At 69.5% G+C, this 11,509-nt stretch carries 10 protein-coding genes; 6 read left to right on the top strand and 4 right to left on the bottom strand.

What is annotated here, in order from left to right; all coding sequences use genetic code 11:
- Positions 1-60: 60 nt before the first annotated feature.
- A complete protein-coding gene (locus ACFQ7F_RS23695) occupies positions 61-1,332 on the bottom strand; it encodes a glycosyl hydrolase (RefSeq protein WP_383273539.1) in 1,272 nt (423 codons plus the stop codon).
- Positions 1,333-1,462: 130 nt separating this feature from the next.
- Between ACFQ7F_RS23695 and ACFQ7F_RS23690 the strand changes: the two genes are divergently transcribed.
- Both ACFQ7F_RS23690 and ACFQ7F_RS23685 read left to right on the top strand, forming a co-directional pair.
- Positions 1,463-2,743: an ATP-grasp domain-containing protein gene (locus tag ACFQ7F_RS23690; RefSeq protein WP_383273537.1), complete on the top strand. Its 1,281-nt coding sequence runs from the start codon at positions 1,463-1,465 to the stop codon at positions 2,741-2,743.
- Positions 2,736-4,007, top strand: a complete 1,272-nt coding sequence (locus ACFQ7F_RS23685) for an NAD(P)-binding domain-containing protein (RefSeq protein ID WP_383273535.1) — start codon at positions 2,736-2,738, stop codon at positions 4,005-4,007. The genes ACFQ7F_RS23690 and ACFQ7F_RS23685 overlap by 8 nt, the downstream gene beginning before the upstream one ends.
- 245 nt (positions 4,008-4,252) lie before the next feature.
- Here the strand turns inward: ACFQ7F_RS23685 and ACFQ7F_RS23680 are convergent, their stop codons facing one another.
- The 3 genes from ACFQ7F_RS23680 to ACFQ7F_RS23670 all read right to left on the bottom strand — a co-directional run bounded on the left by ACFQ7F_RS23680 (position 4,253) and on the right by ACFQ7F_RS23670 (position 6,432).
- Entirely contained in the window at positions 4,253-5,458 is a 1,206-nt protein-coding gene (locus ACFQ7F_RS23680; protein ID WP_383273533.1) for a chaplin family protein, read from the bottom strand.
- A 97-nt stretch (positions 5,459-5,555) separates the two neighbouring features.
- Positions 5,556-5,813, bottom strand: coding sequence for a chaplin (locus ACFQ7F_RS23675; protein WP_383273531.1), 258 nt, complete (start codon positions 5,811-5,813; stop codon positions 5,556-5,558).
- Positions 5,814-6,021: 208 nt separating this feature from the next.
- Entirely contained in the window at positions 6,022-6,432 is a 411-nt protein-coding gene (locus ACFQ7F_RS23670) for a rodlin (RefSeq protein WP_383273529.1), read from the bottom strand.
- Between the two features lie 206 nt (positions 6,433-6,638).
- Here ACFQ7F_RS23670 and ACFQ7F_RS23665 point away from each other — a divergent pair, with 206 nt between their 5' ends.
- The 4 genes from ACFQ7F_RS23665 (at position 6,639) to ACFQ7F_RS23650 (ending at position 11,453) form a co-directional block, all read left to right on the top strand.
- Positions 6,639-7,049 carry a rodlin gene (locus ACFQ7F_RS23665; RefSeq protein WP_383273527.1) on the top strand — a complete coding sequence of 137 codons (411 nt, stop codon included), beginning with the start codon at positions 6,639-6,641 and terminating at the stop codon, positions 7,047-7,049.
- A 608-nt stretch (positions 7,050-7,657) separates the two neighbouring features.
- Positions 7,658-8,593, top strand: coding sequence for an LCP family protein (locus ACFQ7F_RS23660; RefSeq protein WP_383273525.1), 936 nt, complete (start codon positions 7,658-7,660; stop codon positions 8,591-8,593).
- Between the two features lie 111 nt (positions 8,594-8,704).
- On the top strand, positions 8,705-9,112 hold the full coding sequence (locus tag ACFQ7F_RS23655; protein ID WP_383273543.1) for a rodlin: 408 nt from the start codon (positions 8,705-8,707) through the stop codon (positions 9,110-9,112).
- 373 nt (positions 9,113-9,485) lie between these two features.
- On the top strand, positions 9,486-11,453 hold the full coding sequence (locus tag ACFQ7F_RS23650; protein WP_383273523.1) for an HEXXH motif domain-containing protein: 1,968 nt from the start codon (positions 9,486-9,488) through the stop codon (positions 11,451-11,453).
- Positions 11,454-11,509 lie beyond the last annotated feature (56 nt).

Here is an 11,509-nt window from a genome sequence, read left to right as displayed (position 1 = left end):
GAGTAGTCCTGATCAGGGCCGCTCGTACTCAGGGGCCGCTGTACTCAGGTCCGCTCGTACTCAGGGCCGCTTGTACCAGTCCAGGCGCATGCACAGCTTGCCGCCCAGCCAGTACTCGGCCCAGTCGCCCAGGTTCAGCGGGGAACAGTTCGGCGGTGTCGTGGGCTGCGTCGGCTCCGGGACGGTCGGCTCGGTGTCCTTGCGGCCGAAGAGCAGGGACCGGTAGGCCTTGGACGACTTGGGATTGTCCTCGCACTGCCAGACGCCGTGCGGGCAGTAGTCGGTGACGGTGTTGTACAGCGGTTTGTGCTCGTCCATCCAGGCGAGCATTTTCCGCATGTATTCCTCGTTGTCGCCGTTGCGGAAGAGACCCCACTCCGGATAGGAGATCTCCTTTCCGTGGGCCTTCGCGAATTCCACGTGCTGTTTCAGGCCGTACGGCTCACTGACCTGCCGGGCGAAATCAGTTCCCGTCGGCTGGTCGTACGAGTCCATGCCGACGATGTCCACGACGTCGTCGCCCGGATAGCACTGCGTCCAGGGAATGGCGTCCCGGCCCCTGTTCGGCGTGAAGTCGAACTTGAACTTCTGGCCGGGCACCGAACGCATCGTCGTGATGATGCGCTTCCAGTACTTCTTCCAGGCCTCCGGGTCGGGACCACATCGATGGGTGTACGTGATGCCGTTCATTTCCCAGCCGAGCACGATGACGGTGTCGGGCACCTTGAGCTTCACGAGCCGTTCGGCGAGGGCGCGGTAATGCTCGTCGTAGTCGCCGGCCGCACCCCGGCGGAGCAGCGCGCGGACCTCCGTGTCGCCGACGTGGTCCTCGTTGCGCTCCATCATGGGGACGTTGAGCACGAAGAGCCGGTCGTCCTGCGCACGCCGCCACTGTGCCCAGCTCTCCAGGAAGTTCGGCGCCCCCTCGATGTTGCTCCACCGGTCGCCCGGCAGGTAGGTGTGCCCCACGCGCAGCTCGGCGCCGCCCAGCCATTTGCTGAGCTCGGCCATGCGGGTCACGCCGTCGGGCCCGTAGTTCAGGTAGGCGCCGAACGCGGGCTTCTTGCCGGCCGGGGCCGACGGGCCGGTCGGGGCCGACGGGCTCGCCGGGGTCTCCGGACTCGCCGGGGTCACTGGGGTGGCCGCGGAGGGGGACGGGGCGGGCACCGCCGTCGGCAGCGCGGGCAGACCGGGCAGGCGGACCGGTGGTTCGGGGTCCTGCCCGGCTCCCCACGCGTAGCCAGGACCGACGGCGAGCGCTGCCGATACGACGATTCCGCCGGCAATGAATGCCAGCCGTTTACTGGTGCTCTGGCGTCTCTGCAAAGCCATGGCCGCTCCTCATGCTGCTCCTCCATCTACTGACACTCAGTCATATGTATTTCTATTGCGCCAATCGAGCCCCTAATCCTCCGGGCGTGCCCATCGCCCGCATGGGGGATCGAATTGAGAGGATTTGGCCGTGCTAACTCTCGACACCCGAGTCCCCGCGGTTCTGCTGCGGATCGACCGGAATCCCTTTCATCACGGCACACTCGGAGCCGTTCGGTCGCTGGGCCGTGCGGGAGTGGAGGTACATGTAGCGGCCGCGGATTCCACGAAGAGCCCGGTGCGCAGATCCCGCTATCTGCACCAGACACACCCGCCGCCCCCGCCGGGCGCCTCTCTCCAGGAAATCGCCGCCGTACTGCGCCGCATCGCCCGCCGGGTGGCCCGCCCTTCCGTGCTCATCCCGATGGACGACGCGGGCGCCCTCGCCATCGGACGCCTGCAGAAAGAACTGGCCGACACCTATCTCCTGCCGGACCAGGCGTGCGGGCTCGCGGAACGGGTGGCCGACAAGGCGACGCTGGCCCAGCTGTGCGCATCGACCGACATTCCGCACCCCGTGACGCTCCTGCCGGAATCCCCGGCCCAAGCAGTAGCCGCCGTACGGCAGTTGGGGCTCCCCGCGGTGGCGAAGTGGAGCCGCCCGTGGCTGGTGCCCGCAGGGACCGACCTGCGCAGCACGGTCCTGGTGCGCTCGGCGAAGGAGGCCCAGGAGCTCTACCGGCGGAGCGACGAGGCGGGCAGCCGCCTCCTGCTGCAGGCCTTCCTGCCCGACGGCCCCGGCCGCGACTGGTTCGTCCACGGATACGTCGACCGGACCGGCGTCGTGCGCGGCGGCGGCTCGGGCCGCAAACACCGCTCCTGGCCGCGCGGGGCGGGCCTGACGGCGGTGGGCGAGTGGACACCGGACCCCGGCCTGCGGGCAGGCGTGGCGCGACTGGTCGACACGCTCGGCTACCGGGGCATCTTCGACCTGGACTTCCGGGTGGACTCCGCGACGGGCGAGCCCTGCCTGCTCGACTTCAACCCACGGCCCGGCGCCCAGTTCCGCCTGTTCGCCGACGGGGCCGACCTGGACGTGGTGCGCGCCCAGCACCTCGACATGACGCACCGGCCGCTGCCCGCCGCCGCCGTTCTGCCGGGCCGCAGGTTCGTCGTGGAGAACTACTCCCCGCTGACCGCCCTGCGCGTCCTGATGACGGCGGGCCCCGCCGCCACCGCGGCACACCGCCGCGAGCTCGCCTGGCACGCCCAGGACGACATGGCTCCCGCGCTCGCCATGTGGGTGCTGTGGTGCCGGCATGTGACGCGGCGCCTCTCCGGCCGACTGAGACGGAGGGTGCGCCCGGCGGCTCCGGCCGTGCCGAAGACACCCGTATCCACGACGAGAGAGCGAGCAGTTGCTGATGTATGACCTGTTGGTTGTCGGAGCCGGACCCTACGGACTCTCCATCGCGTCGCACGCCGCAGGCGCCGGACTCGACGTACGCGTCTTCGGCAGACCCATGGCTTCCTGGCGCGACCACATGCCGCGGGGCATGTTCCTGAAGTCGGAACCCTGGGCGTCGAACCTCTCCGACCCCCGGGGCCGCTACGGCCTTGCCGAGTACTGCAAGCGCAACGGCATGGAGGCCCGGCACGGCGAGCCGGTCTCCGTGGAGACGTTCGCCTCGTACGGCCTGTGGTTCGCGCAGCACGCAGTACCGGACGTCGACGAACGGATGGTGGCCTCGCTCAGCGCCTGCCCCGGGGGGTTCGAGGCGACCACGGAGGACGGTCAGACCATCCGCGGCCGCACGGTGGCCCTGGCCGTCGGGGTGATTCCCTTCGTCGAGATCCCCTCGGCGCTGCTCGGGCTCGGCACCGAGCACGTGTCGCACAGCAGCCACCACCGGGACCTGGACCGCTTCCGCGGCAAGGACGTCACCGTGATCGGCGGGGGCCAGGCCGCTCTTGAGACCGCGGCGCTCCTCGCCGAGCAGGGAACGCGCGTGCGGGTGCTCGCCCGGTCGCAGCAGTTGAGCTGGAACACCGTGCCCCCGGCGTGGAAGCGCCCGTGGCGGGAGTCCGCCCGCGCCCCGCACAGCGGCCTCGGCTGCGGATGGCGCAACTGGTTCTACTCCGAGATGCCCGGCGGCTTCCGGCGGCTTCCCGAGGCCACGCGCGCCCGGGTCTCGGCGTCGGCGCTCGGCCCTGCGGGGGCCTGGTGGGTGCGCGAGAGGGTCGAGTCACGCGTGGAGGTGCTGCTCGACCACGAGGTCGCCACGGCGTCGGTCGCGGCGGGCCGGGTGCGGCTGGAGGTCGTGGGCGACGCGAGCGGCGGCGGACCCGACTTCGAGACGGACCACGTCATCGCGGCCACCGGGTTCAAGGCCACGAGCGCGCGCCTTCGCCTGCTTGCCCCGGACGTGCGCGGCAGCCTCGCGGTGAACGCCGCCGAGGAGCCCTACGCCTCCGGGGATTTCGAGTCCTCGTACCCCGGCCTGTTCCTGGCGGGCCTGGTGACGGCGGCCAGCTTCGGCCCTGCCATGCGCTTCGTGCACGGGGCGTCCTTCACGGCGGGCAGGCTGGTCCGGGGCGTCCAACGGAGCCTGCGGCGGGGGCCGGTGAGTTCCGCGGTTCCGGCGCCGGTCGGTGAGCGCGGCGGCCGTATGCCCATGGGCGCCGTCAAGCGCTGAGCGGGAATCCCGCCGTCGGGAACTCGATCAGGTGATGCCGTCGGCGAACGGGTGAATCGGTTCTTCGCGGGCGGCGATCAGGTGGTGGACTCTGTCGTCATGGGACGGGCCTGGTTGCCCTCCGCCAGCCGTCGGCGTCTTCGCCGTAGGTCGGCAACACCCCCTCGCGGGCCGGCCCCCCTACCGTTCTGGCGGGGAAGAGACCCTTGGGTGTCTCTTCCCCGCCAGCGGCATGTCGGGGCGTACTAGCGGCCGGATGAGGCGCGCCCCCGGCGGTACAGGATTCCCCCGCCGAGCAGCAGTGCGGCACTCGCCGCTGTCGCGGCCAGGAGGTCCTGGTCGCTTCCGGTCTCGGCGAGCCGGGCGGAGGCGTGCGGTGCCGCCAAGTCGGCCGAGGGCATCTGACGGGCGGTCGAGGACGCGACGTGCCGCGGCGGCTGACCGGGGTGACCAGGGTGACCGGGCTGCCTCGGCTGGGGGACGGCGCGATCGGACGGCGGCTCGGCGGCCCGGGGAGGCGTCGGAGGTGTCTCGTGCGAGGGAGGTGTCTCGTGCTGCGGGGGCGTCGGAGCGTGCGTTCCGTTGGCGCAGTTGTTGCCCATCACCGGGTTGAGCAGACCGATCACGTCCACGGTGTTGCCGCAGGCGTTGACCGGAACGTCAGCGGGCGCCTGCGCGTCGTTGCCCGCCAGGATGCCGGGCGACTGCAGGGCATCGCTCTCGGCCAGCGAATGGGTGCCGGCGTTCGCGTCCGAGCGCGTGTCCGTGTCCTGGCCGTACCCGGGTCCGTTGTCCGCCTTGGTGGCCGCCCGCTTCGGCGGCGCGTGCTTCTGCGGCGCCTGCTTCGGCGCCGCATGCTTTGGCGCTGCCTGCTTGGGCGCCGTCTGCTTCGGTGCCGCGTGCTCCGGTGCTGCCTGCTTTGGTGCCGCGTGCTTGGGTGCTGCCTGCTTGGGCGCCGCCTGCTCCGGTGCTGCCTGCTTGGGTGCTGCCTGCTTGGGTGCCGCCTGCTCCGGTGCTGCCTGCTTGGGTGCTGCCTGCTTGGGCGCCACCCGCTCCGGTGCTGCCTGCTTGGGTGCTGCCTGCTTGGGTGCCGCCTGCTCCGGTGCTGCCTGCTTGGGCGCTACCCGCTTCGGCGCTACCCGCTTCGGCGCCGCCGCTCGCTGTGGAGCGCTCGCGTGCTCTGCGCTCGCATGCTTCCTCGGGGCGGATCCGGGGTTCGCGCAGCTGTTGCCGAACGTCGGGTTGGCAGCGCCGACCACGTTGGCGCTGTTGCCGCAGGCGTTCAGCGGGACTTCCACGGGGGCCTGCACGCTGTTGCCCGACAAGATTCCGGGCGAACCCGCCGCGACCGCGCTCCCGTCCACGGCGAACGCGGTCGATCCGGACAGGGAGAGGATGCTTGTCGCGGCGGCCGCGGTCGCGAGCATCCCTTTACCAATGGCCTGTCGCATGTAGTTGTCTTCCTCTGAGCAGTGGAAAGCCGGCCTTGGTGTGTCGAAGTGACGGTCCAAGGCCGGCCATGAAAAACAGCCTGGTGGCTGGGTGCTATCAGGTGTTGGCGCAGGTGTTGCCGAACGCGGGGTTCAGCAGGCCGATCACGTTCACGGTGTTGCCGCACACGTTGACCGGAACGTGGACCGGGACCTGGACGAGGTTGCCGGAGAGAACGCCCGGGGACCCGACGGCCGCACCCTCGGCGCCGGAGTCGGCGAACGCGGGGGCCGCCATGCCCATGGCCATCACGACACCAGCGATGATCGTTGCGCTCTTCTTGTGCTTCACAGATGTTCCCTTCTCTGTGGTCATGCCGATCTGGCAGTCGAAACCGAGCGAGCACTTCTGTTTACGTCTCGCACCATGACCCGCAGCCTGCAAACGAGTTAAAGGAGCGGAGGAAACCATCTGTTTCCTCCATTCGGGAAATTCACCCGAATTACCGAATCCGAAAATGCGAGAGCCCGGGCTGCCGGTCCTTGGAGGGGGCAGGCAGCCCGAGCGGTCTCACGCCGGTGGATCAGCCGTTGGACTGGCCGTTGCCCGACAGGACCGGGATGTCGGACAGGATGTGCGACAGCGGCTCGTCGCCCTTGGCCTGCGTCGAGTTCTCGGTGCACTGCTGGTTCTGCGGGGCCGACAGGATCGGGATGTCCTGGACTCCGACGTTCACGAGCGCCACGAGCGACTGGAGGTTCGCCTTGACCGGGAGACCGACACAGGGCTTGTTCAGCGAACCCTGGACGAGGGAGAGCTGGGGGCTCATGTCGCCGTGCGTCGCGGAGTTGCCGTACGCCTGCTCGGACCCGTTGCCACTGAGCGACGTGGTGCCGTGGTCGTCACCGATGGCCAGCGCCGAAGGGGCCGCGGCTGCGGAGAGACCGACGACGGAAACGGCAACTGCCGCCGTGGCCATAGCCTTCTTCATCATTTTGTGTGTTCCTTTTCTGGCAGAAGCTCGAGTCACTGCACGCTAACCAACATGCCCGCAGGAGTTTGAGTTTCGGGGCTTCACTCGATTGGGGTCTGCGCCGGCCCCCTGTTGGGCCATCGGAGTGAAACGGAGCAACTATGTGCAAGGCGCGGAGTTAATCAGAGCGCTCCGGCGAACGGGGTTTCTTCAGAAGGGAATTACTTGTGATCAAGAAGGGTATGGCTGCAGCCGCGGTTGCCGTCTCCGTCGTCGGTATGTCGGCCGCCGTAGCTCCGTCGGCCATGGCCATCGGTGACGACCACGGCACCACGTCGCTCAGCGGCAACGGCGCCAAGCAGGCGTACGGCAACTCCGCCACGTACGGCAACATGAGCCCGCAGATGGCGCTGATCCAGGGTTCGCTGAACAAGCCCTGCATCGGTCTCCCGGTCAAGGCGAACCTCCAGTCGCTCGTCGCGCTCGTGAACGTCGGAGTCCAGGACATCCCGATCCTGTCGGCCCCGCAGAACCAGCAGTGCACCGAGAACTCGACGCAGGCCAAGGGCGACGAGCCGCTGTCGCACATCCTGTCCGACATCCCGGTCCTGTCGGGCAACGGCGCGGGCAACGGCTGATACGGCTGATCTCCCCACGCACCGCTCAGCGGGCCGCTGTTCACCGGCGGCCCGCTGTTGTGTGCGACGTCGACCGGCTGTCAGCTCCGTGGCCAGTGATCGCGTGACATGAGGGCCGTCCATTCCTGGTCGGGGCGTCCTGGAACGGTCTTCCCCTGGCTCTGCCAGGAATCCTGCAGCGACGTGTAGATGGGATCCTCGACGCGGCGTTCCGGAGAGCTCCTGCTCACTGGAATGAGGATCTGACGCTTCCATTGGCGCTTGAAGTCAGCCATGTTCCCTCGCCATTGACGGGCGTGTGTGGAGCAATCTGTTCCAGCCGTGCAATCCGGCGAAACCGAACAGCCTACGGCGAACGAGTTGTTGTTCGTGCGCGCCGTGCGGCTCCCGCTCCAGAGGTGCCGTCGAGCGGTTTACCTTTTCTTCGTCCCGGTCCCCCGGCAGCGGAGATCAGCTTGCTCACTCACCTCTACTCACCGACCGGATCCCGGCGTGCGCGAAGGCTGCGTCTCGCCATTCCGGGTGTCCTTCTGATCGCTGCCGCCGCCGGAATGGGAAACGCCACGGCACTGCCGCATCCCGTCCAACGCGTCGATGTATTCAGTGACATGAAGAACCGACCGGACAAGGGAAGCGGTACGAATATCCTTCTGATGGGCACGGACGGCCGCGACACCATCACGCGGGCAGAGAAGCGAAAGTTCCACGCCGGCGGAGTCGCCTGCGACTGCACGGACACGCTCATGCTCGTCCATGTCTCCGAGGCGCGGGACCGCGTCAGCGTAGTCAGCCTTCCCCGGGACTCCTACGCCGACATCCCCGCGCACCGCGACGAGACCACGGGCCGGGAGCTCCCGGCGCATCCGGGGAAAATCAACGGTGCCTACGCGGAAGGTGGTCCCGCGTTGTCGGTGCGGACGGTCGAGGGGATGACCGGCGTCCGCGTCGACCGGTATTTGCAGCTCGACTTCCGGCGCTTCATGGACAGCGTCGAGACGGTCGGCGGCGTGCGGGTCTGCACGCCCCGCGCCCTCAAGGACAGGACGACCAAACTGGACCTCGCGCCCGGCAGCCATCTGCTCAACGGGGGCCGGTCCCTGCAGTACGTCCGCTCCCGGCACGTCGACCTGAGCGCCGACTTCGGGCGGATCCAGCGACAGCAGCGCTTCCTGATCGGGGCGATGCGCAGCGTACGTACGGAGAACGTCCTGGCTGACCCGGGCAGGGCGGCAGAGCTGAGCCGGTCGCTGATCGGCTCGGCGCGGGTCGACCGGGGGTTCAGCACCGGGCAGCTCCTGTCGCTCGCGGCGGACCTGGGCAAACTCCCGGCGTCCTCCATGGAGTTCACCACGGTGCCGGTCCGCGGCTTCAGCACGACGCTGAACGGCTCGCTCGACTGGGACCGGGCCAAGGCCGACAAGATCTTCGCGGCTCTCGGTCAGGACCGTCCCCTGACTTCCCCCAACTCCAAGGCCAGGATGAGCGATTCGCCGAGGTACGACAGCCCGGCGACCGTCCGCGGGGACACCCTGGAATGCCATTGACGGCGCTCTGATTACTAGGCCAACCGGGTCGAACGTCGCAACCATCACCGTGTCAGACAGTTGATCATCACGCGGCTCTGCCAATGGAGCCCGCTCTTGAAGGGAATCACAATGAAGAAGCTCCTGGCATCCGCGGCCATCGCCGCCTCCGTCGCCGGTATCACGGCAGGGATGGCCCCCCAGGCAATGGCTATCGGTGACGACTCGGGCACCACGTCCCTGAGCGGCAACGGAGCCGAGACGGCGTTCGGCAACTCCGCCACCAAGGGGAACCAGAGCCCCCAGCTCACGCTCGTCCAGGGCACGCTGAACAAGCCCTGCATCGGTCTCCCGGTCAAGGCGAACCTCCAGTCGCTCGTCGCGCTCGTGAACGTCGGAGTCCAGGACATCCCGATCCTCTCGGCGCCTCAGAACCAGCAGTGCACCGAGAACTCCACCCAGGCCAAGGGTGACGAGCCCATCTCGCACATCCTGAACGACATCCCGGTTCTCTCCGGCAACGGCGCCGGCAACAGCTAAGAACCCCTCAGGGGCCGGTCGTCGTCGTGCCGACCGGCCCCTTCGGCATTCCCCGTGCCGCCTCCGCCGTGTGGAGGCTCAACTGGCCGCGTGAAACTGCTGACTTGATGATGTGCACGGCTCGGACGCGGGGTTTCGCAGCATGCCGTGCTGGGTCACCATGAGGGGGAGAGGGACTGCGCACGCACGGAATCGCGGGACGGGACTTGGCAGCCGTGGAGCGATCGATGCCTGCCGTCGAGTCCGATCTCGTAGATCTCCCGGGGGTTTCACTTGAAGCGCTGCGTTCCATGGACGGTACGCCCATCACCGTGTCGTACAACCTCCCGGACCGCATCGACTGATCCGCTCGCCGTGGTCCGGTGGAGGGCCCATGACGGGTGAGTCCGCGATATCGGCGGACCTGTCGTTCCATCACCTCTCGGCGTCCAGCGTCCGTGCCCTCGCGCGCGGCGAGGGTGGCCGGGAAGTGGTGGCCGAGCTTCTCGCCGCGGAGCGCAGCCGACGGCTGCTGATGTTGCGTGCGCTGGACGACGGACTCCCGAAGAACGGACGGCCGCTCGGCTTCGAGACGGCCGTGTCGCATGAGGCGGCCTGGGCCCTGCTCGAGCGCGTCCAGAGGCAGTCGCCCGAGGTGTTCGACGACGTGCTGATGTCCCCGCACACCGGCATGTGGCTCTCGCTCGCGTTGCGTCAGCTGCGGGGCAGGACGTACGACGAGGCGCCCTTGTGGGTGGTGACCGGGCATCTGTCGGCGCTGGCCGCCGCGGCGGGAGCGCGGGCCGGTCTGGACTTCTCGATGACGGTTCCGGTGCGCAGCGGTGTCGTGCCCCTGCCGACACTGGGATGCGCGGTGATCGAGGTGACCGAGCCGTGGAGCACCGCCCAAGTCGTCGGCCGGCACGGCCGGCTTTCGGTCCGCGGGGCGCGCGGTGAGGTGGCGGTGCCGACCGAGTGGCAGGTGAGCGGCCCTGGCTGGCATGCGGTGCGCCGCGTGGCCATCGGGCCCGCGGGCCGCGCCAAGCGGCTGGTCCTTGAGGAGCTCGACCCCTATCGGACGTTCCCGCGGCCGAGCGCGCCCGCTCTCATGACCGATGCGGAGAGGGCGAGTTGGCAGCACACGCTCGCCGCCGCGTGGGAGGTCCTGCTGCGCGCCGACGCGGAGAGCGCCGACGCGATGCGCCAGGGGCTGATGTCGGTGGCTCCCGTGTCGGCCAGGGAACGGTTCCGGCCATACAGCGGGACGGCGGGTGACGCGTTCGGCAGTGTCACGGCCTCCCACCCGGACGATGCGGCGCAGCTGGCCGCCACGCTGGTGCATGAGTTCCAGCACACCAAGCTGGGCGGTCTGATGCATCTGGGGCCGCTGAGCCGGGCGGCACCGGATCCGGAGCAGTCAGAGCAGCCGGGGCAGCCGGAGCAGTCGGAGCAGCCGGGGGAGCTCTTCTACGCTCCCTGGCGCGACGATCCCCGCCCCTTGGGCGGTCTGCTCCAGGGGATCTACGCCTTCGCGGGGGTCGCCCGCTTCTGGCGCGTCCACCGGCATGCCGCCGACGCCGCGTACGCCCCGCTGGCTCATTTCGAGTTCGCGCTGTGGCGCACCCAGGTGTGGTCCACCCTGAATCTGGTCGCGGGGCATGGGCAGTTGACGCCTCTGGGCCGGCGCGTCATCGAGGCTCTGCGGGAGAGGTGCGCGGAGTGGATGGCCGACTCGGTGCCGGCTCTGGAGCTTCAGCTGGCCCGGGACGTCGCCTTTGACCACAGGGCCCGCTGGCGCACGCACCATCTGCGCCCTCCCGTCGCGGCCGTCGAGGAGGCGTTACGGGCCTGGCAGCGGGGCGATGACCGCCCACCGGCAGCTCTGTCCGCGGAGCCCGGGCTCGTCCCGGACCCGGAAGGCAGGCACCTCGACGCCGCGGCCATCCTGGCCCGGTACCGCATCACCGAGCCCGACGGGGCCTGGCGGCAGACCGCGGCCATGGTGGGAAGCGTCCAGGGCGTCGGTGCGGCCGACGTGCTGCTGGCCCGCGGCGACCATGCCCGAGCCCGGGATGCCTACGCCGCGCAGCTGTCCGGCGACGGCGAACCCGTGGCGGCCTGGGTGGGCCTGGGGCGGGCCCTCGCCGGTGGTGAGGACGACAGGGGTGAAGGAGGCGCAGCGGGTCGGACCGCGGCCTGGCTCCTGTGCCGGTATCCGGAGCGGGCCCGCGCCGTGCAGGACGCACTGCGGGACGGGACAGGGCGCGGCGCGGATCCCGTGCGGCTCGCCGAGTGGCTCGCCCGGGGCGCGACGACAGAACGCTGGAGGCGGCCGGCCGGGGCCGAGCCGTTCGGCGAGTGAGGAGAGGGAGGAGCGGGACGCCTCGTTCAGTCGGCGTGCCTTCAGCCTCAGCCGGC

Origin of the sequence: Streptomyces sp. NPDC056486, from assembly GCF_042795295.1 — a bacterium.
Lineage (GTDB): Bacteria > Actinomycetota > Actinomycetes > Streptomycetales > Streptomycetaceae > Streptomyces.
The sequence above is the reverse complement of the archived record's forward strand: the minus strand, read 5'-3'. Positions and strand labels throughout refer to the sequence as shown.